Annotated in this window: 24 protein-coding genes and 1 tRNA gene; 8 read left to right on the top strand and 17 right to left on the bottom strand. The window is 67.4% G+C overall.

Going from position 1 to position 23,805, the window contains the following annotated elements:
* The first annotated feature begins 20 nt into the window (after positions 1-20).
* The 3 genes from EPL03_RS05725 (at position 21) to tpiA (ending at position 2,070) form a co-directional block, all read left to right on the top strand.
* Positions 21-269 carry a hypothetical protein gene (locus tag EPL03_RS05725; protein ID WP_135828354.1) on the top strand — a complete coding sequence of 83 codons (249 nt, stop codon included), beginning with the start codon at positions 21-23 and terminating at the stop codon, positions 267-269.
* Between the two features lie 113 nt (positions 270-382).
* A complete protein-coding gene (locus EPL03_RS05720; RefSeq protein WP_135828353.1) occupies positions 383-901 on the top strand; it encodes a multiprotein bridging factor aMBF1 in 519 nt (172 codons plus the stop codon).
* 524 nt (positions 902-1,425) lie between these two features.
* A complete protein-coding gene (gene tpiA / locus EPL03_RS05715; RefSeq protein WP_135828352.1) occupies positions 1,426-2,070 on the top strand; it encodes a triose-phosphate isomerase in 645 nt (214 codons plus the stop codon).
* A gap of 39 nt (positions 2,071-2,109) precedes the next feature.
* Here the strand turns inward: tpiA and EPL03_RS05710 are convergent, their stop codons facing one another.
* The 3 genes from EPL03_RS05710 to EPL03_RS05700 all read right to left on the bottom strand — a co-directional run bounded on the left by EPL03_RS05710 (position 2,110) and on the right by EPL03_RS05700 (position 5,354).
* Positions 2,110-4,488 carry a PAS domain-containing sensor histidine kinase gene (locus EPL03_RS05710; protein WP_135828351.1) on the bottom strand — a complete coding sequence of 793 codons (2,379 nt, stop codon included), beginning with the start codon at positions 4,486-4,488 and terminating at the stop codon, positions 2,110-2,112.
* Between the two features lie 63 nt (positions 4,489-4,551).
* A complete protein-coding gene (locus tag EPL03_RS05705; RefSeq protein ID WP_135828350.1) occupies positions 4,552-4,824 on the bottom strand; it encodes a hypothetical protein in 273 nt (90 codons plus the stop codon).
* Between the two features lie 59 nt (positions 4,825-4,883).
* Positions 4,884-5,354: a CBS domain-containing protein gene (locus EPL03_RS05700; protein ID WP_135828349.1), complete on the bottom strand. Its 471-nt coding sequence runs from the start codon at positions 5,352-5,354 to the stop codon at positions 4,884-4,886.
* Positions 5,355-5,523: 169 nt separating this feature from the next.
* On the opposite strand from EPL03_RS05700, the gene EPL03_RS05695 reads away from it, so the two are divergent.
* Positions 5,524-6,918, top strand: coding sequence for a PAS domain-containing sensor histidine kinase (locus tag EPL03_RS05695; protein WP_135828348.1), 1,395 nt, complete (start codon positions 5,524-5,526; stop codon positions 6,916-6,918).
* Between the two features lie 2 nt (positions 6,919-6,920).
* Here EPL03_RS05695 and EPL03_RS05690 read toward each other — a convergent pair whose 3' ends face one another.
* From EPL03_RS05690 to EPL03_RS05670, 5 genes are all read right to left on the bottom strand, one after another.
* Positions 6,921-8,453 carry a helicase HerA domain-containing protein gene (locus EPL03_RS05690; RefSeq protein WP_135828347.1) on the bottom strand — a complete coding sequence of 511 codons (1,533 nt, stop codon included), beginning with the start codon at positions 8,451-8,453 and terminating at the stop codon, positions 6,921-6,923.
* A 357-nt stretch (positions 8,454-8,810) separates the two neighbouring features.
* Positions 8,811-9,071: a hypothetical protein gene (locus EPL03_RS05685; RefSeq protein ID WP_135828346.1), complete on the bottom strand. Its 261-nt coding sequence runs from the start codon at positions 9,069-9,071 to the stop codon at positions 8,811-8,813.
* A 21-nt stretch (positions 9,072-9,092) separates the two neighbouring features.
* Positions 9,093-10,352: an MFS transporter gene (locus EPL03_RS05680; protein WP_135828345.1), complete on the bottom strand. Its 1,260-nt coding sequence runs from the start codon at positions 10,350-10,352 to the stop codon at positions 9,093-9,095.
* A gap of 231 nt (positions 10,353-10,583) precedes the next feature.
* Positions 10,584-12,029: a DNA polymerase IV gene (gene dinB, locus EPL03_RS05675; RefSeq protein WP_135828344.1), complete on the bottom strand. Its 1,446-nt coding sequence runs from the start codon at positions 12,027-12,029 to the stop codon at positions 10,584-10,586.
* 838 nt (positions 12,030-12,867) lie between these two features.
* Complete coding sequence (locus tag EPL03_RS05670; RefSeq protein WP_135828343.1) at positions 12,868-13,278, bottom strand: hypothetical protein; 411 nt, start codon at positions 13,276-13,278, stop codon at positions 12,868-12,870.
* A gap of 154 nt (positions 13,279-13,432) precedes the next feature.
* On the opposite strand from EPL03_RS05670, the gene EPL03_RS05665 reads away from it, so the two are divergent.
* Positions 13,433-14,560, top strand: coding sequence for a methionine synthase (locus EPL03_RS05665; protein WP_135828342.1), 1,128 nt, complete (start codon positions 13,433-13,435; stop codon positions 14,558-14,560).
* A gap of 164 nt (positions 14,561-14,724) precedes the next feature.
* Here the strand turns inward: EPL03_RS05665 and EPL03_RS05660 are convergent, their stop codons facing one another.
* The 6 genes from EPL03_RS05660 to EPL03_RS05645 form a co-directional block, all read right to left on the bottom strand.
* Positions 14,725-15,264: a hypothetical protein gene (locus EPL03_RS05660; RefSeq protein ID WP_135828341.1), complete on the bottom strand. Its 540-nt coding sequence runs from the start codon at positions 15,262-15,264 to the stop codon at positions 14,725-14,727.
* A gap of 102 nt (positions 15,265-15,366) precedes the next feature.
* Positions 15,367-15,738: a HEPN domain-containing protein gene (locus EPL03_RS20715; RefSeq protein WP_368277059.1), complete on the bottom strand. Its 372-nt coding sequence runs from the start codon at positions 15,736-15,738 to the stop codon at positions 15,367-15,369.
* A gap of 27 nt (positions 15,739-15,765) precedes the next feature.
* Positions 15,766-15,930, bottom strand: a complete 165-nt coding sequence (locus EPL03_RS19805; RefSeq protein WP_168216186.1) for a hypothetical protein — start codon at positions 15,928-15,930, stop codon at positions 15,766-15,768.
* A 317-nt stretch (positions 15,931-16,247) separates the two neighbouring features.
* Positions 16,248-16,427, bottom strand: a tRNA-Trp gene (locus tag EPL03_RS19800).
* Positions 16,428-16,561: 134 nt separating this feature from the next.
* Positions 16,562-16,789 carry a DUF5795 family protein gene (locus tag EPL03_RS05650; protein WP_135828339.1) on the bottom strand — a complete coding sequence of 76 codons (228 nt, stop codon included), beginning with the start codon at positions 16,787-16,789 and terminating at the stop codon, positions 16,562-16,564.
* 102 nt (positions 16,790-16,891) lie between these two features.
* Positions 16,892-17,755 (bottom strand): DUF5794 domain-containing protein, encoded by an 864-nt coding sequence (locus tag EPL03_RS05645; protein ID WP_135828338.1) that lies wholly within the window; start codon positions 17,753-17,755, stop codon positions 16,892-16,894.
* 523 nt (positions 17,756-18,278) lie between these two features.
* On the opposite strand from EPL03_RS05645, the gene guaB reads away from it, so the two are divergent.
* A complete protein-coding gene (gene guaB, locus EPL03_RS05635; RefSeq protein ID WP_135828336.1) occupies positions 18,279-19,772 on the top strand; it encodes an IMP dehydrogenase in 1,494 nt (497 codons plus the stop codon).
* Positions 19,773-19,809: 37 nt separating this feature from the next.
* Here guaB and EPL03_RS05630 read toward each other — a convergent pair whose 3' ends face one another.
* Entirely contained in the window at positions 19,810-20,097 is a 288-nt protein-coding gene (locus EPL03_RS05630; protein ID WP_135828335.1) for an acylphosphatase, read from the bottom strand.
* Positions 20,098-20,192: 95 nt separating this feature from the next.
* Between EPL03_RS05630 and EPL03_RS05625 the strand changes: the two genes are divergently transcribed.
* Positions 20,193-21,470, top strand: a complete 1,278-nt coding sequence (locus tag EPL03_RS05625; protein WP_135828334.1) for an HAD family hydrolase — start codon at positions 20,193-20,195, stop codon at positions 21,468-21,470.
* A gap of 18 nt (positions 21,471-21,488) precedes the next feature.
* Here the strand turns inward: EPL03_RS05625 and EPL03_RS05620 are convergent, their stop codons facing one another.
* Positions 21,489-22,124: a hypothetical protein gene (locus EPL03_RS05620; protein ID WP_135828333.1), complete on the bottom strand. Its 636-nt coding sequence runs from the start codon at positions 22,122-22,124 to the stop codon at positions 21,489-21,491.
* A 164-nt stretch (positions 22,125-22,288) separates the two neighbouring features.
* Positions 22,289-22,561, bottom strand: coding sequence for a MoaD/ThiS family protein (locus EPL03_RS05615; protein ID WP_135828332.1), 273 nt, complete (start codon positions 22,559-22,561; stop codon positions 22,289-22,291).
* A 102-nt stretch (positions 22,562-22,663) separates the two neighbouring features.
* On the opposite strand from EPL03_RS05615, the gene EPL03_RS05610 reads away from it, so the two are divergent.
* Positions 22,664-23,620 carry a dihydrodipicolinate synthase family protein gene (locus EPL03_RS05610; protein WP_135828331.1) on the top strand — a complete coding sequence of 319 codons (957 nt, stop codon included), beginning with the start codon at positions 22,664-22,666 and terminating at the stop codon, positions 23,618-23,620.
* The last annotated feature ends 185 nt before the right edge of the window (positions 23,621-23,805 follow it).

Below are 23,805 nucleotides of genomic sequence, written 5' to 3'. Positions count from 1 at the left end.
GAAACAAACGGAGCGCTCACATGACGAACGAGCGACCGGGCGAATCAGGCATCAACGTCGACCTCGACGACATCCTCCCGGCGAACAGACACATCACGATGGAGGAGTTCCTCGAGGTCGCCGAGGAGGTCGACTCCCTGTTCGAGTTGACGCGCGAGACGCGGCTCTCGCGCGAGAAGTGTCGCCGAATCCTCAAGTACTTCGAACGAAGCGACGAGGTCAAGCAGGGCTTTGGCTTCCTCCGGGACCAGAACGACCGACTGCGGTAAGGGGAGTCCCGGCTTCGAGCGCCCGTTCTCCGCGAGCGCCCAGCGGCGCGCGGGCCTCCGCGGGTTCCGCTCGTGGCGTGGAATTTAAGAGCGGTCGAGAACTAGCCACGGGTATGGTTCAGTGTGAGATGTGCGGTGCCGAGACGGGGTCCCCGAAGACCGTCAAGGTCGAGGGGGCCGAGTTGGAGGTCTGCGACGACTGCGCGGACTTCGGGACCGAGGTCGAGACCCAGGAGACGAGTACCACGTCCACGAAGTACTCGACCTCCTCGTCGTCGGGGTCGTCCTCGTCGACCGGCGGGTCGTCGGGGTCGTCCCAGACCCGGCGCTCGGACATGTTCGACGACATGGACGAGCTCGCCCAGGACTACGACGAGCGCATCCGGAGCGCCCGCGAGGACGCCGGCCTGAGCCAGGAGGACCTCGCCGACGACCTCAACGAGAAGGCCAGCCTCATCCGCAAGCTCGAACGGGGCGACGTGCTCCCGAGCGACGAGGTCCAGCGCAAGCTCGAGCGCAAGTTCGACTTCTCGCTGACGGCCGGCGGCTCGGCCGACGACGACGCGGAGTGGAGCGGCGGCGGGTCGACCGGCGAGTACACGCTCGGCGACGTGGTCAAGCGGAAAGATTAACAACGACCTTTTGCTGTCTTGGCGAACGAAGTGAGCCACGGCTCGGAAGACGCGGTTCGTCTTCCGGTGCGCTCGCGGGGCGTGCGACGAGACGCGCGCCCGGCTCCCCGGCAAAAGCTCGACCAAAACCACCGTCAGAGCGTCGCTCTGACGAGCCTGCGGTCGCTGCGCTCCCGCAGACGCGGCGGTCGTCCCGTCGTCTTCGGGAACGGAGTGACCGAAGGCTCGGAGGACGTGGTTTGTCCTCCGGTGGTCCTCCCTTGGGCCGCTCGCTCACGTCCGTTCGCTCGCGGAGGAACTGCTAGTTCGTATCGGCTGGTCGCTGTAGCTCACGCTTCGGTTGGTGGGTCGTGTTCAGATAAGCGCGACCTCTGACCGAGTGCGCTCGGTGAATCAGTCCACGTCCCTGGCGGATGAACGGGCGAGGGCTTTCGAGGACTCGATTCCAGTCGTCGCTGCGTCTCTGAACGCGACCCGTATCCGCTCTCGCAACCTATTTGTCCCGCGCGGCGGTCGATTCGGGTATGAAAGTCGTCGTCAACCTGAAAGCCTACCCCTGCGACCCGGTCGAGATAGCGCGGGCCGCCCGCGACGTGAGCGAGGCCTCGGGCGTCCCCGTCGGCGTCGCGCCCCAGGCCGCCCACCTCGAACGCGTGGCCGAGACGGGCGTCGAGACGTGGGCCCAGCACGTCAGCCCCGTCGACCACGGGAGCCACACCGGGTCGACGCTCGCGGCGGCCGCCGCCGAGGCGGGTGCGACCGGCACGCTGCTCAACCACTCCGAGCGCCGGCTGAAACTCGCCGACATCGATTCGGCGCTCGACGCCGCCGAGCGCGCCGGACTGGAGACGTGCGTCTGCGCCAACAACCCCGACCAGATCGGCGCGGTCGCAACGCTGGGCCCCGACGCGGTGGCGGTCGAGCCGCCGGAACTCATCGGCACGGGGACGCCGGTCAGCACGGCCGACCCCGACGTCGTGACCGACGCGGTGGCGGCCGCCGAGGCGGTCGACGACTCGGTGGCGGTCTACTGCGGCGCGGGCATCTCGACCGGCGAGGACGTGACCGCGGCCCGCGAGCTGGGTGCGGCGGGCGTCCTGCTGGCCAGCGGCGTGGCGAAGGCCGACGACCCCGAGGCCGCGCTGGCGGACCTCGTCGAGCCGCTGTAGGGGCCGCGACTCGATACCCGGACCCGATTCGGCGCGGTGTTACTGCTCCCCGGGGCCGCCCTCGCGCCCGTCCTCGACGCCGCGAACCTCGAAGCGCGCGCCGCCCTCGCGCCCGTCGGTGACCGAGATGCGCCAGTCGTGAGCGTCCACGACGTCCCGGACGACCGCGAGCCCGATGCCCGTGCCGCTCCGGGAGGTGAACCCGTACTCGAACACCGCCTCGCGGTCGGCCGGGGGGATGCCCGGGCCGTCGTCGGCGACGAAGAAGCCGGCGCGCGAGTCGCTCTCGGCGTCGTCCAGCCGCCCGACCCGGACCGTGACGTCCTCGCCCCCGTGTTCGACGGTGTTCCGGAACAGGTTCTCCAGGGCGGTCTGTAGCTGCTCGTCGTCGGCGACCACCGCTCCGGCGTCCTCGGCGACGTCGAGGGTCGCGTTCCGGCTCTCGACGTTCCGCCACGCGTCCCGGCTCACCGACGACAGCGAGACCGGTTCCGAGTGCGACGCCGTCTTCCCCTCGACGGTGGTCGCCAGCAGGTTCTGGATGATGGTCTCCATCCTGTCGAGCGCCTGCTCGACCTGTTCGAAGTCGTCGGCGTCGCCGTCGTCCCGCGCCATGTTCAGGTATATCTGGGCTATCTCCAGCGGGTTCCGGAGGCCGTGGGAGATGACGCTGGCGAACCGTTCCAGCCGACGCTCGCGCTCCTTGCGCTCGGTGATGTCCAGCGCCATGGTCATCCCGGCGAACACGTCGCCCGACTCGTCCGCGATGGGGACCGCGTAGATTATCCACTCGCGGTCGGCGTACTCGACTTCGACCGACTCGTGTTCGCCGTCGATCGCCGCTCGACACGCGGCGTCGAGCGCCTCGGCCGTCTCCTCGTCGTTCCAGACCTGCCGGGGCGTTCGCCCTTCGAGGTCCTCGGGAGCGACGTCGACCCTGTCGAACGCCTCCCCGGCGGCGAGCGTGTACCGCAGGTCGTCGTCGAACAGGGTGACGATGCCGTCGGGGAAGTTCTCGGCGAGCGTCCGGTGGCGTCGCTCGGACTCGCGGAGGTCTCGCTCGCGTTCGATGCGCTCTGAGACGTCCCGGAAGTAGACCGACACGCCGGTCTCGGACGGGTAGACGTTTGCCTCCACCCAGATGTCGAGCACGTCGAAGTACACCTCGTAGCTGGTCGGCTCCTGGGTCTCCATCGCGGTCCGGAAGCTGTCCCGGACCGGCTGTAGCTCGGCCGCTTCCGGAAACACGTCCCAGAGGTTCTCGCCGAGCAGTTCCGCTTCGGAGCGCTGGAGAAGTTCGGCGGCCCGGCCGTTGACGTGGGTGAATCGGTACTCCTCGTCGAGCGCGTAGAACGCGTCGGAGATGCGACCCAGAATCTCGCCGAGTTCGGTCTCCAGTTCGCGCTCGCGCTGCTTGAGTTCGGTGACGTCCTCGGCGGCGGTCACGATTCGCTCGAGGTCGCCGTCGGGGCCGAACACCGGGGTCGAGTCCATCGAGAGCCACCGCCGGTCGCCGTCCGACTGCTCGACGACGAGGCTCACGTCGGACACGGGTTCGCCGGTCGCCGCGACCTCCCGAGCGGGTAGCTCGTCGGGACCGACCGGCTCGCCGTCCGGGTCGAAGACGTCCACCTCCGCGATGGCCTCCGCGTCGTCGTGGAGTTCCGCCTCGGAGAGTTCGAGGAGCGCCTGCATCCGCTCGTTGGCCATCACCACGTCGCCCTCGGCGTCCCGGACCGACATCGGAATCGGCGAGGTCGCGAGAATCTGGGCGGTCTGGTCGCGCTCGCGGCGGAGCTGTTGCTCGTGTTCGCGCCGCTCGGTCATGTCGCGGGTAACCTTCGCGAACCCCTGGAGTGCCCCGTCGTCGTCCCGGATGGCGGTGATGAGGACGTTCGCCCAGAACTCCGTGCCGTCCGCGCGGACGCGCCAGCCCTCGTCCTCGACGTGGCCCTGCTCGCGGGCGGCCGCGAGGTTGCGCTCGGGGCGTCCGTCGGCGACGTCCCCGTCGGCGTAGAACGCCGAGAAGTGCCGGCCGATTATCTCCTCGGCGTCGTAGCCCTTGATGCGGCTGGCTCCCTCGTTCCACGTCACGACGCGGCCCTCGGGGTCGAGCATGAAGATGGCGTACTCGTCGACCGCCTCGACCAGCGACCGGAACCGCGCGCGGTCGAGGTCGCCCGCGTCCGGGGGCCGCCACCACACGCGCGCCCCCTCGTCGGTGCGACCCGACGCCGAGTCGACCCGCTTGCACTTCAGCTCGCCCCGGTCGGCCAGTCGGTCGAGCCGTTCGGCGGCGACCCCCCGCGAGCAGCCGAACTCGTCGGCGAGGTCGCTGGCCGTTATCGGCTCGCACTCCGCACAGAGTCGGTCGAGCGTGGCGAGCGTCTCGACGACCTCCGTCGGCCTCGAATCCATGATTCCGGTACGAGAAGGAGGCGAATAGGGCTTTTGCTCGGGCGAACTGGTAGTTCGGGCCGGCTACTCGCTCGCGATGAGCCAGTGGTCGTCGCCCTGCCGTTCCAGCACCGCGGCTTCGCGCATCCGGACCACGTAGCCCGTGACGGTGCGGTCCAGTTCGTGGTCGGCCCTCACCCGGACCAGGTTCCCGAGCACCTGAGCCGACGGCGGTTTCTGGGCCGCCCCGCAGTCGTAGACGGTCAACAGCTCCCGCTCGCGCTCGTCGTAGACGACGACGTGGGCGTGCTGGGGCAGTCGCCACCTGTCCTCGCCCGCCGGAGCCAGCGTGTTCACGGGCTCCAGTACTCGGGGGCGGCCTAAAAGCGTCCCGTCGCGCGGTCGCCGAACGCCGCTCACTGGGGGATGCGATTGCTGCGTTCGATGCCGGTCGACTCGTCTTTGCCGTCGCTCACGCCGTGTTGCTCGCGTCGAATCGCCGCCACCTCGTCCGAGCGATTCCGGTGGTGGATCGCGACGTCGGTCGTCGTGACGATGCCCAGAAGTTCGCCGTCGGCGGTCACCGGGAGGTGTCTGGTCGAGTTCTCCTTCATCAGCGACATGGCCCGTTCGACGCTGTCGTCGGGGTCGACGGTCACCACCGGATGGCTCACGACCGTCTCCAGCGGAATCCGTTCGAACCGCTTTTCGGAGGCCACGCCCGCGTACAGGAGGTCCGACTTCGTGACGATTCCCGCCGGCGTTCCCTCGCGGGTCACGATGACGCTCCCGACGCCGTGACGGAGCATCTGGGCCGCCGCCTCCTGCACGGTGCCACCGCTCTCGATGGTCACGACCGACTCGGTCATCAGCTCTCGAACTAGCATGTGTGAGCATCCGTACGGGGGACCTAAAAACGTACGTCTGAAATCCCGCGGACTGAGAATCGACAGGCCCGGACGCGTGGCGGCCCGACCGCCGGGAGCGCCGGGACGACGACACTTTGGTAACAATTAAACCACCGTGGTCGTTCCAACTAGGCACGACGAGCCAACAGTGACTTCAGCACGCTCCGCCGATGACGAACGGTTCGCAGCCTACTTCCACGCCGCCCCGGACGCGATCGTCGTCGTCGACGACGGCGGGAACGTCGTTCGAGCCAACGACCGCGTGACAGACCTGTTCGGCTACGAACCGTCCGAACTCCAGGGCGAGCCGGTAGAGCGACTCGTCCCCGAGTGCAACCGCGACGGACACGCCGAGAAGGTCGACTCGTACGTCGACGACCCCCGGTCCCGACCGATGGGTGCGGGGCTGTCCCTGCGCGCGCGGCGGAAGGACGGGTCGACGTTTCCGGTCGACATCAGCCTCAGCCCGCTGGACGCCGACGACGGGTCGACGGAGGTGATGGCGGTCGTCCGCGACATCTCCGAGCGAGAGAGGCTCCAACGCAAGTACCGGACGCTCCTCGAAACCGCACCGGACGCGGCGTTCGTCGTGAGCGCCGAAACGGGCGAGGTGCTCGAAGTGAACGAGCGTGCGACCGAGCTGATCGGCGCTCCCGAGGACGACCTCGTCGGGCGGACCCACACCGACCTCCACCCGTCCGGGCAGTGCGAGCGCTACCGCGACCTGTTCGGCCGGGAGTTCGACCCGGAGGGCTCGGTGTTCGGCCGCCTCCCCGACGGCTCGGACCTCCGCATCGAGACGACCGACGGCGAGTACCTGCCCGTCGAGATGAGTCTTCAGGACACCGACCTCAACGACCGTCGGGTCGTGATCGCGCTGGTCCGGGACATCTCCGAGCGCCGGGCGTACGAGCGCGACCTGAAGCGACAGCTCGACCGGTTCAAGGAGCTCTCGCACGTCCTGTCCCACGACCTCCGAAATCCCCTGAACGTGGCCGAGGGATACGTCGAGGTCGCGCGCGAGCGCGGCGACGTCTCGTGTCTCGAACACGTCGAGGACGCCCACACCCGGATGGCCGACATCCTCGAAGACACGCTGGCGATAATCCGAAAGGGGTACGGGGCCGAGTCCCTCGAACCGGTCGAACTGGAGTCGGTCGCCGCTGAGTGTTGGCGGTACGTCGAGACGCCGACGGCGACGCTGCACGTCGAGTCGAGTCGCGTCGTCGAGGCCGACCCGCGCCGGGTCGACCACGTGTTCGAGAACCTGTTCAGCAACGCCGTCGAGCACGCCGGAACCGACGCGACGGTCCGGGTCGGGGCGCTGGAGGACGGCTTCTTCGTCGCCGACGACGGCCCGGGCATCCCCCCGACCGAGCGCGAGGCGGTGTTCGAGTACGGCTACACGACGAGCGACGACGGGACCGGGCTGGGGCTGAACATCGTCGCGGAGATCGTCGACGCCCACGGGTGGTCGATATCGGTCGCAGAGAGCCGCGAGGGCGGCACGCGCTTCGAGATAACCGGAATCGACGGCGAGTAAGGCTACGCCGACTCCACGTCCGGGAGCTCCTCTGCCACCTCGGCCAGCGCCTCGGTCCGGCGGTCGTCGTCCATCTCGCCGTCGGTCAGCGCCGCGAGCAGGCTCGGGAGCGCGGCGACGTACTCGCCGCCGCCCGCGTGCTGGACGAACCCGCGCCGGCGGAGCGTCCGGTTGTGATTGTACGCGAGTTCGCGGTCGTCGGAGCCGCCCGCGACGGCGTGGGCCTCGACCGGAGTCGCCGGCCCCTCCCGGAGGTAGTGGGCCAACATGGCGCGCTCGACCGGGTCGAGCGCGTCGAGTTCCTCGCGGACGGCGTCGAGCGGGTCGCGCTCGCCCGAGCCGTCGGTGGCGTCGTCGTCCGTCTCGGCTTCCGTCGCGTCGCTCCGGTCGAACCCGCCGAGGTCGGCCTGCCGGGGCTGGCCGGCGCGCCCGTCGTGCCCGACCACTCGCCCGCCCCCGGTGTCGACGTACGGGTTCGCGCGCCGGTTGCGCGAGGTGTCGAGCATCGCCTTGGCGAACTTGTCGGCGACCTCCTCCATCTCGCGGGCCTCCTCCAGCTGGCGTTCGAGGTCGGTGATGCGCTCCTCGCGCTGCTGGAGCTCCGTTTCGAGCTCCTCGATGCGGTCCTCCTGGCGCTGTTCGGCCTCGGTTATCTCCCGGAGGTCGCTCACGAGGTCGTCGCTGACCGACTTGAGGTCCGGGCGCTCGAAGTCGTCGAGGCCGGGCGTGGCCCCGGCGTCGAACGTCTGCTTGCGGTGGAACTGCACCCGGCGGGTCTGTTCGGACCAGTCGGTCGTGAGGAACGCCTCGCCGTCGCCCATGTCCTCGATGGCGTCGGCGTAGTCGTTGCCCAGAATCCGCCCGACGACGTTGGTGTCGTTGTTCCACGTGAGTCGGTGCCACACGAGCCAGTCACACTGCGTGATGAAGTCTTTCTTCACGTCGGCGGGGCGCTGGCTGATGCCTGCGATGCCCAGCCCGTGCTTGCGCCCGCGCTTGCCGATCTTGATGAGCATCCGGCCGCACTCGTCCATCCCGCCGCCCTCGGGGATGTACTCGTGGACCTCCTCGACCACCATCAGGAACGGCTTCTTGAGCTTCTTCTCCTTCGCGAACAGCTGCTGGGCCACCGCCTTCAGGAGTTCCTTGCCGTCGTCCTCGTCCAGATACCCCGACACGTCGAGGATGATGGGGACGTTGTCCTCCAGCGCCAGCGACGCCAGCTTCTCGGCGTGCTGGGGTTCGACCTGGATGTCGCACTCGTCGTCGGCCCCGGCGTGTAGAAGTTCGTACTCTTCTTTGAGACCGTAATATTCCCCGTCCGTGTCCACGATCATTACCGGGTATCCGCCGTCCAAGAGCTTCTCCGCGACGACGCTCATGGTGTTCGACTTCCCCGACCCGGACTTGCCGGTGATGAACGCGCGGCCGGTCAGCACCTCCACGACGGGTAGTTTCACGGGGTCGCCGGGGTCGCCGGCGGTCCCGCCAACCCCCTCACTCACCTCGGCCACGTCGATGGTCTCCTGCGACATGCGTTCGTTGCGGGGTACCTCTCGCGCACACCTCATAAACTGTCGGGCCTTCGACGCTGACGGGATTCCGGGGCCGAGTCGAGCGTTTCCGGCGACGCCGCCGTCGCGGATGCTGTTGCGGTTCTCACTGGCTCAAGCAGAGTAGCGGTCGCTGTCGCGGGTGCGGTGGCAGTTTTGGGTGCCGTTGCGGTGGCGGTCGCGGTTGCGGTCTTCAGTGGCTCAAGAATAGAGACGGTTGCGGCCGTGGTAACAGTCGCGGGTGCTGTTGCGGTTGCGGTCCTCACTGGCTCAAGAGTAGCGGCGGTCGCGGCTGCGGTTGCCGTGGTAGTTGCGGCGTCCGGTTCCGTAGAGTACCTATCACCTGCGACCGCGCCCACGACCGCAACCGCTTCTGCCACCGGCCGCAGCAGCGTCCGGGACTATCGTCGAGTCGATGAGCGCCACTGCTATCGTTGAGCCGATGAGAGCCGCATCCGCGACTGCCTCTGCAACAGCATCCGCAACCGCATCAGCCACCGCGACCGCGACGACCGCAACTATCGTTGAGCCAATGAGAACCGCAACCGCATCCGCATCCGCGACCGCACCCGCAACCACCACATCCGCAACCACCGCCACCGCACCCGCAACCGCACTCGACTATTTCTGTCGCGTCGAGAGGACGGCTCCGAACCCGGTCGCGACGAGCGCGAACGCCGCCAGCACGACGAACAGCGCGGTCGGGTCGAAGAGGTCGAGGACGGCCCCGGCGACGCCCGCACCCAGCGAGCCGACCCCGAACACGCCGAGGTAGGTGTAGCCGTACGAGAGCCCGCGCGTCCCAGCCGGCGTGTACTCGGCGACCGCCGCCTGGTAGAGCGGTTGGACGACGAACAGCGCGAAGCCAAGCACCGCGCTGGCGGCCAGCAGGGTGGTGACGCCGGCGTTGAGCGCGGGCACGTACAGGAGAGCGACGACCGCCAGCAACGCGAACGCGCCCGTGATGCCGCGCTCGACCCGGATGCGGTCGGTGAGCTTCCCGCCGGCGTACTGGCCGGCGATACCGATCATCAACAGCCCGGAGTAGATGTACCGCGAGGGCTGAATCTCGCGGGCCCCGACCTCGACGGGGTCGAACACCGACTGGTTCGACAGCATGTCGGGCAGGAACGTCAGCACGCCCCGGTAGTAGAGCCCGGAGAAGACGACGACGCCGAACACGAGGACGAACGCGCCCGCGAACAGCGTCTTCGAGTCGGCGAGAAACTCCGACAGCGACGAGACGCTGGCGTTGGCCCGCGCGTCGCCGCCGGACTCGGCGTCCGCGCCGCCGGGTTCGCCGCCGTCGGCCGACGCCTCGACGCCCGCCGTCTCGTCGAACTCCACGGTCAGCGCGAAGACGACCCCGAGCGCCGCCGGTGCCGCGAGCAACAGCGTGGCCGTCCGCCAGTCGAAAAACAGCAAGAGGACCGCGGTCGAGAGCGGGCCGAGCGCGATGCCGAGGTTGCCCGCCATCCCGTGGTAGGCGAACGCGCTCCCCCGCTGTGAGACGCCCTTGCTGATGAGCGAGAGCCCCGAGGGGTGGTAGACGCTCGCGGCGACGCCCCACAGCACGAGCGCCACTCCGACGGTCAGTACGTTCGGCGCGGCGCTCAGCAGGGCGAACGACCCGCCCATCCCGGCCAGACACGCCACGATGAGTTTGCGGGAGCCGTACGCGTCCGACAGCACGCCCGCGGGGAGCGCGCCGACGCCGAACATGCCGTAGGCCACCGAGAAGACGACGCCGAGCGTGGCCCGCGTCACGTCGAACTGGTCGACCCAGACGGTCACGAGGATGGGAACCGAGAGCTCGTAGGTGTGGACCATCGCGTGGGCGACCATCACCAGCCCCACGATGGCGCGGTCGTTCCGGTTCATCGGCGGCCTCCGCTCGGGCTGGGCTCGGTGTGGCTGTCGCGGTCCCTGCGTTTCCCGTCGCCAGAACCGGGGCGGGCGCCCGGGCGACGGCGAGCGCCCGGCGTCCGGCGGACGCCCGCGTTACGACTCGTCCAGTTCACGGTTGGTCACGTCCGAAACTTATCGCCGCCGCTCTTGAGTCTGGTTGTTGAGGCAGAGCGGGGCCGGAACTCCGCGGCGCGGCCCGTCGCGTCAGAAGTCCGCGAGCGACGACTGGCCCTCCGGGTCCGAGTCCGAATCGGGGTTCCCGTCCGCGCCCGGAGTCGAGTCCGGCCCGTGCCCGTCTGTACTCCCCTCCGTGTCGGCCGGCTCCCACGCGGCGTCCAGCGAAAGCTGTCCGGTCGGGCCGGCGTCGTCGGGCGGTCCGGCGGCGTCGGCCGGGTCGGACTTCCGGGACCGGTCGGTCCCCGTCGTTCGGCCCTCGCCGGTCGAGTCGCGGTCGGCCGGTTCGTCGGCGGCCGATTCGTCGGCGGCCGGCTCCCATCCGTCGCCGAGGCTGGCCTGTTCGGCGTCGGCAAAGGAGAGGTTCGAGACCCGAACGCCGACCTTCCGGACCGGCTCGCCGGCGAACTCCGTCAGGAGGTCGAGCGCGACCTCCTCGACCAGGTCCGGGTCGTCCACGGGGCCGGGCAGCGACCTCGCTCGGGTGTTCACGTCGTAGGGCGGCGTCACGGCCTTGACGCCGATAGTGCGGTACATGACACCCTTCCGGCTCGCGCGGTCGGCCACCGCCGCCGCGAGCGCGCGGACCTGCTCGCGCTTGCGCTCGTCGTCGTCGGTGGCCTCGGTGAACGCCGACTCGCGCGAGAGGCTCTTGGGCCGGCCCGTGGGCGTGACCGCGCGGTCGTCCTCGCCGCGCGCCCGGCGGTGCATCTCCGCGCCGCGCTCGCCGAACTCGGCTTCGAGGGCGCTCCGGTCGGCGGCCGCGAGGTCGCCCGTGGTCTCGACGCCCATCTCCCGGAGTTTGCGGGCCGTGACGGGACCGACGCCGTGGATTTCGGCCACGTCGAGGGGCGCGAGGAACGACGCCACCTCGCCGGGGTCGACCACGACGAGTCCGTCGGGCTTGTCGTGGTCGCTGGCGATTTTAGCTGCCGACATGTTGGGCGCGACGCCGACGCTGGCGGTCACGCCCACCTCGCGGTCGATGCGGTGTTTGACGTGGCGGGCGAACCCCGCCGCGACTTCCCACGAGGTGCGGTCGGTCACGTCGAGGTACGCCTCGTCGATGCTGACCTCGCGAACCACGGCGGCCGAGTCGTGGAGTATCGCCTTGACTTCCTCGGCGACCGACTGGTAATAGTCCATGTCGACCGGCCGGTAGTGGCCCGCTTCCTCGGGGTCGACGTCCGAGTCGGGCTCCTCGGCGACCGCCTTCCGGGGGAGCCGTTCGAGCGCGGTGGAGATGGCCTGCGCGCTCTCGACGCCGTACTCGCGGGCCTCGTAGCTCGCGGTGGCGACCGCGCCGTGGTTCTCGCCGTCCTCGTAGCCCATCCCGACCACGACCGGCTCGCCCCGCAACTCGGGCTCGCGCTTGCGCTCGCACGCGGCGTAGAAGCAGTCCATGTCGACGTGGAGCACGACGGGGTCCTCGCCCTCGTCGTCGGGCGTCCCCGGGAGCGTGGCTCCACCGGACATACGCCCGACTGTGGCCCGAGCCCGGATAAATCGTCCGGACCGCGCGACGGCGCGATTCGCGTTCGAGGTCGCGCTTCGTGGCGCGTACTGGCCCCCCGACGGAACCGTGCCGGCCCGGCGATGTTTCGTCCTGCGCAGACTGACCCGACCTTGCTCTCGGCGCGCGCTGACGCGGCCCGCAAGTGGCCGCGTCAGAACGCGCGAGGGAGGCGAGCGCGTCGTCGGGAGCGAAGCGACCGACTGCTCGTCGGACGCGGGTTGTCCGACGGCGTTCAGGCGCTCGCCGAGGCTTGGGCGGCGTGAGGTCCGCCGTCGCGGTGCTGTGCGGTTACTCATCGGCCCCGGCAGAAGCTAGCTTCGCTCGACCGTTCTACTTCGTTGTAACAGTAGTCGATAGCATGGTTTCTGTATCAGCCGGAACTCCGAAATCGAGAATGCGGGTTCGGTACGTACGGAGTGCATATTTATATGGTTAGGAATCGAACAGTACGGCCACCTGATGCTCAGTTGGGAAGTCGAGTTAGCACACTTCGTGTTTGCATTCTTTCCCCTGCTTCTCGCTATCTACGTATATCGGGATGCGAAACGGCGGAATTGGGAAACAAAACACGCCCTCGTTTGGGCGCTCGCTTCCTCTGTGTACATCGTTGGGTATCTGTTCTTCCTCCTGTATCTCGGTTTACGCAACCGTGACTCCAGAGTGATATGAGAGGTACACTCTCTGTACTTATCGGGGATTTCATACCTCCAGTCAGATAATGCATCCGTGCTACTATCTACTGGTGAATATATTTCGCTGCGAGAACACTCCATCGGGCCCGACTGCTGCACTGTACCCTCAGACGATCTCCCCGTCCCGAAGCACGTCCGCGACGACGTGAACGTACAGCACTCCCGCGGTGAACGCCGCGTACACCGGCCGAACCAGCGCCAGCCCACAGACCAGCCCACCGCCCACGAGCAGGTGACTCAGCAATCGCTGGACTTCGAGCGTCCGGGTGTCGACGCCCTCGAACACCTGTTCCTGGTCGGTGAACGCGAACACCGGGTCGGCGAGACACCGCCGGAGGTGCGTCCAGTCGCCCGCGTGGTAGCGCGCGACGAGGAAGTGGTCGAGGTCGACGAACACCGAGAGCGCGAGGCCGTACCCGAACAGCAGGGCGGCCTCCAGCGGGACCGAGGCGGGGAGCGCGACCACCAGCAGCCCCGACGCGAGCGCCCCGAGGACGGCGTGTTCGGGCGACTTCATGCACGACGTATCAGGTCGCCGGCGTGAGAACGTTACGGTGTCGGCGTGGAGCGTCCGCACCGCTGTCGTTTCGGGCCGGCGATTCCGCGCCGATACGAGTTAGTTTTGCCACTACGCTACGTATTACCCAGTCGTCGTGCGAACGTGACCGCACATGACCGACATCCAGACCACGCACGTCGGGAGCCTGCCGCGACCGGCGTCGCTTCAGGAACTGCTGGCCGACGCCGAGTCGGTCGACGACGAGACGTTCGACGACGCGGTCACCGATGCCGTACGCGAAGTCGTGCGCAAGCAGTCCGAGGCGGGCATCGACGTTGCGAACAACGGCGAACAGGCGCGACTCGCCTACTCCGTGGGCGTGACGAATCGCCTCTCGGGCTACAGCGACGAGTTCGCCGAGCGCGACCTCCCGGCCGACCTCGCGGACTTCCCCGAGTTCGCCGAGGAGCTGTTCGGCGACAAGGACAACATCGGCGGGCCGATTCTGACCGACCCCATCGAGTACGTCGGCGAGGACCAGCTTCGGGCCGAACTGGACCGCCTCGACGACGCCATCGAGGCCGAGGGCGTCTCGTTCGCCGACCGGTTCCACACCGCGCCGTCGCCCGGCGCGGTCCTCCGGTTCACCGAATCGGCGTACCACGACTCGACCGAGGAGTACCTGTTCGACCTCGCCGAGGCGCTCAACACCGAGTACCGCATCATCGCCGACAACGGGTTCCGGCTCCAGATCGACGCGCCCGAACTGCTCGCGGCGTTCACCATCACGTTCGCGGACGCCGACGTAGACGAGTTCCGCGACCACGTCCGGACCTACGTCGAGGCCATCAATCGCGCGCTCGACGGCGTGCCGAGCGAGCAGGTCCGAATGCACGCCTGCTGGGGCAACTATCCGGGTCCGCACCACCACGACGTGGCGCTGGACGAGGTAATCGACCTGTTCTACGAGGCCGACGTGAGCGGGCTCATCGTCGAGGCCGCCAACCCCCGGCACCGCCACGAGTACGAAACCTTCGAGGAGCACCCGCTGCCCGACGGCTGGTCGCTCGTGCCGGGCGTCGTGGACGTCAAGACCAACATCGTCGAGAACCCCGACGTGATAGCGAACCAGATAGAGCGGTTCGCGGACGTCGTTGGCGACCCCTCGAGCGTCGTCGCGGGCGCGGACTGCGGGTTCGAGACGGTACTGGGCGCGGACTTCGTCCACCCGGCCATCGCGTGGAAGAAGCTGGAAGCGCTCTCGGAAGGTGCGGCGCTGGCGTCCGAGCGACTGGAATAGCCGTCGTATCGAGACAAGCACGACCAACCGCTGGTTTCGCTCGGTGAATCAATCACCGTCCTGGCGGGCTGAACGGGCGAGCGCGCCGAGGGCTTTCGAGGACGTTGTTTCGACAGCGTCACCGAAGCGTGTCCCGAAAACCCCCGAGAACCGTCTCCAAACGGTTACGACGAGTCGACGACCGGAATGTCGACGGCCTCGTCCGCGTCGGCGTCGGACCCGAGGATATCAGGGAGGTCCGGAACCGAGTCGCGTCCGGGGAGCGAATCCCGGCCCGGCAGTCGGTCCGCGACAGTTCCGACGCTGGAATCGAGAACGTCCCGGTCGAATTCGTCGCGCAGACGATGCTCGCGCTCGACAGTGCTGTACCGGCGGTAGAACTCGGCGAAGGTGCGCGCTTCCGCCTCGGTGCCCTCGAACGCCTCCGAGACAGCGTCGACGTTCTCGCCGAGATGCTGGGTGAGCGGGTGGTTCGCGCCGTAGCGCTCGCGGGCCTGTGCGTGGAGGAACTCGCCCACCGTGATGCCGCCCTTGCTGGCGTACTCGACGATGGCGTCCTGATTCTCGTAGGCGAGTTGGCCCGCGAACAGCGCCGCGCCGAGGTAGTTCGTCGGGACGCCGAGTCTGCTGGCGATGGGTTTGAGGGCTGTCTTCGGCGCGTTGCTGTGTTTGGCGAGCCACGCAGCGAGCGATTGTGGAGTCATTCGATTCTCGTTGAAACGCTGGGGTTGGAGAGTAGTGGTTGTTGTGGCACTCCGTGATGACGAGTCGGCTAGTAAGAAAGATCCGAATCCCAGCTTTCGAATTTAATATCCTAACCGAAATGCGGGAATTTCAACGTCATGTTCCTCGGTTTGATGCTGTACTAGTTCGTTTGCCAGATTTACACAATATTCCGCGTCATTAATTGCTTTCTCCGCGTCAGATCTGTCGATTATATCTATAGGCTTGATACCTAGCTTTGGGACTCCATATTTTGTGAGTTCATAAAATCGATGCCAAAATTGAGTTAAGAAAATTGCTCTCGGGAAGTCATCTCCTTTTTCGAAGCCATCCGGTACGTTTTCCAAGAGTCCCTTTGTTGTTTTATCCTCAAAAGTAATATGATGTCGCTCTGGATGTTTGATGCCAAGTGCTAGAAACATCGACTTTACAGAAAGTTCGATGCATAATTGCAAGTCAAGTATTAGATTTGTTGCATCGGATTACATTGCAAATTTATTCAAATCTTCAATAGAAATATTCTCTGGATCAACATCCGCATCCGCTAAAAAGACCCGATCTTTTGCTCTTTTGAGACGGTCTGATGCTTCTTTTACTTGATAAGCAGCATAGAGTAAATCGTCTTCCGAGATATCTTGAGAGTTCATACTATCGGAGAAGCAAACAAGTACATTAATCGCTTTGGTATACCCGAGTTTATACTTAGACAGGTTATCCACGATAGATTAATACTTTTGAGGAGTCAATGGACAGCTCCATGGCTCACCTATACCACCTATGGATTGGAATAACACGATGAAGTAATGGGGTCGGAGGAATTGTGAACTACGGTCAGACATTCCTGCTCACTTCGTTGCGCGGGCGTGCCTCTGGCCTAGTCCAAATCCCTCGACGATTCATTCTTGCGACCCGCGGAAAAGCGAGCGACATGGAAGTCGCTCGCGGTGTTGCGAGCCGCGAAAAGTGGGGTCGGAGGGATTTGAACCCCCGATCGACTGATATCTCCGGTGTCTGCGCCTCGGAACTCCAGAGGGTCGTCGTCGCGAGCCGATGATCAGTCGGTCGCTCGGTATATCAGCTGGAGTCTCGTCCCGGGCGCGTCGCCTCTGGAGTCAGTCGCCATCCCTGACTTGGCCACGACCCCGCAGGATTTCGTTGGTCTATCCCGCCTAAAGGGATTTCGGTTTCCCGGGGTCCTCGGCATCGTCGAAAGCAGCGGGGTCGGAGGGATTTGAACCCCTCGTCGATTGATATCCCAACTACACTCGAATTCCGAACTCACTCCCGGTCGGTTTCGGCCCAGTCGCAGTCCTGGCACTTCCAGCCGGTGACGAACTCGGTCACGCCCGGCATGTAGCCCACTTCCAGCACGTCGCCACCGCAGTCGGGACACTCGCGGTCGGCGTCGGCGATGGACTCGGCGTCCATCACGTCCCCGTCCTCTATCATCTCGGCGAGGCTCTCGGGCGTCACCATCCGACCCTGCACGACGCGATTGTCGGCCATGTCGGGACGATGGCGGCCCGGTCGGGTAAGCCTTCCCGTCCGATACGGACTCTACAGGGAGGATGGTTCGTGGGTCGGTATACTCGAGAAAAGATCAGGAGATCAGAGCCACGGTTCGCGCTCGTCCTCGGACGCGGGGAAATCGATGCCCGAGTCCTCGTCGTCGCCGGAGCCGTCGGTGGCGACCGTCTGCGGTTCCGCAGGTGCGTCGTCGGTTCCACCGCTCTCGACGGCGGCGTCCGGCGGTCCGGGGTCGTAGGCGAGCAGGCCCGTGACCACGAGGACCGCCAGCGGCGCGTTGTCGGGCGCGAGGTTCACGATGCTCAGCGGGAGGAGGCCCAGCGCGACCGCGCTGCCGAACCGGAAGCGGTCGATGTGGACGACCTCGCGCAGATACGGGGCGGTCAGCGCGACCGCGAGCGCGAACGCCACGCCCGACCCGGCCGCGGCGACCGCCCGGAGGACCAGCCCGTAGTCGGGCACCAGCACGAGTTCGAAGCCCCCGGGGTCGAGGCTGGCGACCAGTCCGAGGCCCACGATGACCGAGGGGCCGGGCAGGTACTCGCCGATGCGCGCGCTCGCGGTCTTGGCCGCGATGGCCGCCATCACCAGCGCGGCGAACCGCTCGAAGATGACCAGGTCCAGCGCGCTCGCGATGGTCGGCGCGAACGCCGCCTCCACGGCCGCGATCGCGACCAGTCCGGTGCCGACCGCCAGCACGGTCCTGGCCTGCTCGCGGGGCGTCCCGTCCATCTCCGCGAGGATGACCGCGACCGTGGCGCTCCCGCCGAACACCAGCAGGCCGACCTGCAGGATGCCGATGGGGTCGTCGAGCTCGCCCGCGAGCACGAGCGCGGGGAAGATGCCGTCGACCAGCGGGAGGCACATGACCGTGGCCAGTAGCTTCGTCGCGCCGCCCACCTGTCGCTCCAGTCGGAGCGCGACGGGGTGCTGGGAACTGCTCATGCGGGCTAGCTGGCCCGGCCGTGACCATCGGCCAAACGGTGATGGGAGTGGCGGTGCCTGCGGTGGCCCGAGTCGCGTCCGAGGTCACACCGTCGTCCCACGAAGGTCGTCTCTACCAGTGTACGGAATCCCATCGAATCGTTCGGTTTGAAGAAGTTGCCGGAGTCGACGCTCGTCTGACCGGCGATGCCCGATGCGATGGGACTGGTAGAGTCCATATCCGTTCCAAAACGCGTTCCGAGCATAAACGTTGCGTGAGAGAGAACCCCACTCAACAGAGATACCACACCGCCGTACGTATAAGCGGCATAGAATTCTCGGTTAGTCACGCCTTCAACCGACCATCTTCAGGTAACGAATCTGATATCGGTCCGAGCCGAACTCCGGTTCGAACGACACGCCGGCCGACGCCGGCCCGACGGGGCCCTGGCGTTCCCACGACCATGCGTATCATACCCACGACTGACCGGGGCCCGGTACATCATCTCGCAACGTTTTTGACCGGGGGCTACGTTCGGCTTACATGGAGAGCAATTCTGACCGAACGGGACAGTTCACCGACAAGCTCCGCGTCCCGGAGGCGTTGACGTTCGACGACGTACTGTTGCGACCCAAGGAGAGCCGGGTCGAACCCGACGAGGCCGACGTCTCGACTCGCGTCTCGACCAACGTCGAGATAAACGTCCCCGTGCTCTCGGCCGCGATGGACACCGTCACGGAGAGCGAACTCGCCATCGCGATGGCCCGGGAGGGCGGGCTGGGCGTGCTCCACCGCAACATGGACGTCGAGGAGGTCGTCGCCGAGGTCGAGCGCGTCAAGCGCGCGGACGAACTCGTCATCCGGGACGTGGTGACCGCCGACCCCGACCAGACCGTCCGGGAGGTCGACGCCATGATGGACCGCCGAGGAGTCTCGGGCGCGCCCGTCGTCAGCGACGACGACGAGGTGCTTGGCATCATCTCGGGCACGGACATCCGGCCGTACCTGGAGGTCGGCGACCGCGACGAGGTCCGGGAGGCCATGACCGACGAGGTCATCACGGCCGGCGAGGACGTGACCGCGCGCGAGGCGCTCGAACTCATGTACGAGCACAAGATAGAGCGCGTCCCCATCGTGGACGGCGAGGACCGACTGACGGGGCTGGTCACCATGCAGGGCATCCTCCAGCGCCGCGAGTACGGCGAGGCCGTCCGCGACGACGACGGTCACCTTCGCGTGGGCGCGGCCGTCGGTCCCTTCGAGACCGACCGCGCGGTCGCGATCGACGAGGCCGGCGTCGACGTGGTCTTCATCGACTGTGCGCACGCCCACAACCGGAACGTCATCGAGGGCGCGCACGAAATCAAAGAAGCAGTCGGGGCCGACGTGGTGGTCGGCAACGTCGGCACGCGCGAGGCCGCCGAGGATATCGTGGACTTCGCCGACGGCATCAAGGTCGGCATCGGACCCGGCTCCATCTGCACGACCCGAGTCGTCTCGGGCGCTGGCATGCCCCAGATCACCGCCGTCGCGGAGGTCGCGGACGTGGCGGCCGAACACGACGTGCCGGTCATCGCCGACGGCGGCATCCGGTACTCGGGCGACGCCATCAAGGCCATCGCGGCGGGCGCGGACGCGGTCATGCTGGGCTCGTACTTCGCGGGCACCGACGAAGCGCCCGGACGGGTCATCACCATCGACGGCAAGAAGTACAAGCAGTACCGGGGCATGGGCTCGGTCGGCGCGATGCAGTCGGGCGACGGCGACCGCTACCTCAAGGACGACCCCGAGGACGACGAGGAGTACGTCCCGGAGGGTATCGAGGCCGCCGAACCCTACAAGGGCAGCCTCGAATCCGAACTCCACCAGCTCGTCGGCGGGATGCAGTCGGGCATGGGCTACGTCGGCGCGGGGACCATCCCGGCGTTCAAGGAGCGCTCGGAGTTCGTCCGCGTCTCCACGGCGGGCCAGACCGAGGGCCATCCCCACGACGTGATGATAACGGACGAAGCGCCAAACTACAGTCCCACGGAGTAACGGACTGACGGCGCTTCGACCGGTCGGAGACCCGACGTCACCGCCGGACCCGGAACCCGTCTTCGCCCTTCGGAGCGCCGTACTCGACGTCGACGTCGTCGACGCTGGCTGCGGGGCTGCCCTCGTGGCTCCACTCGACCATCCCCGAGACGGCGTCCTCGGGCCCCTCGAAGACGGCCTCGACCCGGCCGTCGTCGAGGTTCCGGACCCAGCCGTCCACCCCGCACTCCCGGGCGGCGTCGCGGGTGTTCGCTCGGTAGTAGACGCCCTGTACCGTGCCGGAGACGAAGACGTGTGCGCGAACGCGGTCGGTTCCGTCGGCCATGTTTCGGTCGAGAGATTGGGCGTTCTCGCTTAAGCCGATTTGGATGGCTCCGGAGCGACCCGGACCTTTATCCCCGATAGCGACCCAGTGTCGCTATGCAGCGGTACGACCAGCTCTACCGGCTCTACGACGAGTTCGACGCGGCCACCCTCCGGGCGTTCCAGGACCTGGTGGACCTGTTCCCGCCGGTCGACTCGCGGGTCGCCCTCGAACGCTGGCAGGAGGCCAGCGACGAGTTGGCCGGGCGCAAGGACGAGGTCCGCGAGGCGTTCCCCGAGACCGGCGAGACGTTCGCCGACCTCGCCGCGCGGGCGACCCGCGAGCAGGCGTTCGGCGCGCTCGACCTCCACGCCAAGCACGGCCGGGGGGTGAACGTCCTCGTGCTCGACGTCGACGAGACCCTGCGGTCGGCGGGCGGCACCGACAACGAGATTCCCCGCGAGACGCTCCACCTGCTGACCGAGTTCCACGAGGCGGACGTGCCCATCGTGGTCTGTACCGGCCAGACCCTGGAGAACGTCAAGGGGTTCGCGATTCAGGGGTTGGGCAACGAGATGGTCCACTCCGGGGACCTCAGCATCGTCTACGAGGCCGGGACCGGCGTGTTCACGCCCGGCCACGGCGCGGACACCAAGCGACTGCTGTACGAGGACCTCGACGCGACGGTGCGGGGCGTCTTCGACGCGGTGCGCTCGCGGGTCCTCTCGGAAGCGCCGGCCGAGATACGCCGGGGCTGTCACCTCCAGGGCAACGAGTTCAACGTCACGCTCAAGCCCAACTTCGAGACGGGCAGCGACGACGCTCGCGGGATAATCGACCGCGCGCTGGTCTACGAACTCGACCTGCTCGGCGAGGCGGTCGCCGAGGAAGTCGGCGCGGCGGTCGACGACGGAGCGGGCGCGGATTCGGACGCGCCCGGCGAGTGGGCGCGGGCCTACTACGCCGACGAGGACCCCGAGATTCGCTCGGTGCTCGAATCCCGGGGCGAGATGCCCGACGCCGAAACGGTCGGCGACGAGACCCCCGACGCGGTACTGGACCTGTTCGAGCGCGTCGACGTGGCCTACTACGAGGCCGACGCGGCCGAAATCGGGAGCCTCGAACTCAACAAGGTGGTGGGGGTCGAGGCCGCGTTCGAGGTGCTGGGCGTCGAGGACCCGTTCGCGGCCGTGCTGGGCGACTCCAAGAGCGATTTGCGGGTGATGGAGTGGGTCGACGCCGAGGACGCGGGCATCGCGGCCGCGCCCGAACACGCCTCGCGGGAGGTACTCGACCACGTCATCCGGACCGACGAACTGGTGTTCGACCGGGGGAAGGCCGGGGACGTGTTGCGGACCATCTTCGCGCTGAACCGGCTCGCGAGTCTGGAGTAAGCGGAACTGCCGTCGTCGTTACGCCGTGCTCCACCGCCACGCCGCGCCGACCGACAGCGGGACGGTGCCGAGCCACATGAGCCACCGAACCTCGGAAAGCCAGCCGTGGAGCGGCGGCCCCGGCGTCCCGAGGTAGTCGAGATAGTAGTAGCGGTCGCCCCGGCCGACGAACAGGTCGCGGTCGGGGACGCCGTGGTCGACGACCGCAGTTCCCTCGTCGACGACCGTTTTGGCCGGGTCGCTGGCACGAGCGTACGGGTACGCGAGGTCGGCCACGATCTGGCGCATCGTGACCCGTTCCAACGTCAGTCGGACGCCACCGTCGTCCTCGGCCATCGCGGTCCGGTAGGTCTCCAGTGGGAAGGCAACGAACTGGTACTCCCGACTCGTGGCGTACTGGGTCGCGTCCGCGTCGACGGTGACGCCGCCGTCGCGCGCGGCGGCCTCGAACCCACACGTCCGCTCGTGGACGACGCCGTTGCACTCCAGCACGTCGGGATGGTTCATGACGAACTCGTAGCGGTTCTCGTCGGTGACCTCGACCGCCCGGTACTCGGCGGTCGAGTCGGCGTCGTCCGGATAGAGCCAGACCGGATTCGCCGCGAGTCCGACCAACAGCACCGCGAAGGCGACCAGTTCCCACTCGATTTTCATGGCTGACTTCGGGGGCTGGCGGGTCGGTGGCGATGCGCGGACGCGGGCATACCCCGATTCTTTCGCTCCCCCGAGAAGAAAGTGACGGAACGCTCAAACGTTCGGGTGAAATTTGTCGCCGGTAGCGTCGGAAGTTACGGCGTCGGGTCCCCACCGACGCCGAATCAAGCGCTCAGTCGAAATCGCACCGTGTCGCCGTTCTCCAGCGAACTCCCGGTCGAGAGCGTCTCCGTGGAGTCGACCGACTCGCGGACGACCACCGTGTCCGAGCGCAGTCGCTCGCCGTCCAGCACGCCCGCCCGGACCTGGGGACCGTACTCGGCCGCGAGTTGCTCGACGACGTCCGCGACCGTCGCGTCTTCGGGCACCGCGACGCGGGCCTCCCGGGTGCCGGTCCGCGCGACGAGGCTGCCCGTGAGCCTGACCGTGACGTTCATGTCACCTCCTCGCGGCCCCAGAGACTAAAAGTTTACTCACTAGCGAAAAAGAAACGCGCCGAGACGCCACCGCTTAAGGACGCGGCCCTCGACGGGTCGGGTATGGTGGAGAACGCACCCGACGCCGAATCCGAGACTCGCTCGGGCGGGGCACCCGACCCCGGCGAGAACGACCCGCTCGACCTCCACGGCGTGGTTCCGCCGACCGTCACCGCGTTCGACGAGGACGAATCGGTCGACTACGAGGCGACTGCGGCCCACGCGCGGTTCGTCGTGGACCGCGGCGCGCACGGCGTCTTCCCGCTGGGGACCAACGGCGAGTTCCCGCTGTTGACCCCCGACGAGCGCGACGACGTGGTCGAGGCGGTCGTCGAGACCGTCGGCGACGACGCCCCGGTCATCGCCGGCGTGGGCGCGCCGTCCACCCGCGAGACGGTCGGCCACGCCGAGCGCGCCGAGATGGCGGGCGCGGACGGCGTGGTCGTGGTCACGCCCTACTACTACCCGCTGGACCGCGAGGCCACAGTCGCTCACTACCGGCGGGTGGCCGAGTCGGTCGACCTCCCGGTGTACGTCTACCACATCCCGAGCAAGACCGGCAATTCGCTGTCGCTGGAGACGCTGGCCGATGTCGCCGAAATCGACGGCATCGCCGGGCTGAAGGACTCCAGCAAGGACGTGCCGTGGCTCGGACAGGCAATCGACGCTCACCCGGAGTTGACCTTCCTCGCGGGGTCGGACTCGCTGCTGTTCCCCGGACTGGAAGTCGGCTGTACCGGGATGGTGAGCGCGGTCGCCAACGTCTTCCCGGAACTGGTCGTGGACCTCTACGAGGCGTACGACGCGGGCGAGGAGGACCGCGCCCGGGAGCTACAGAGCAGGGTGTACGACGTCCGGGACGCACTCAAGCGCGGGCCCTACATGGCGGGAGTCAAGACCGCGCTCGACCTCCGGGACGTCGGCTTCTCGCCCGGCCCGCTCCGGCGTCCCCTCCGGACGATGGACGACGACGACCGGGAGGCGCTGGCGACCGACCTCTCGGAACTGGACCTGCTCTGAGGAGTCCGGGCGGGAGCCGCGTCCGAGCGTTCCGGCGCGGTCCGAGCCGACCGTTTCGCTCCGTTGTACGGCGGTAAACGGTCGGAAGATTTAATGCCGTTCCATGTCAAATGTTGACATCCTCCGTTTCCGTGCCGGGGGACGTCCCGTTCGGTCGCGCGCGGTCTCAGTCCCCGGGTGCGGAA

The sequence above is a fragment of the Halorussus halobius genome (genome assembly GCF_004765805.1).
Lineage (GTDB): Archaea > Halobacteriota > Halobacteria > Halobacteriales > Haladaptataceae > Halorussus > Halorussus halobius.
Note: the sequence above shows the minus strand (reverse complement) of the source record. Positions and strands in the feature narration are given on the sequence as shown.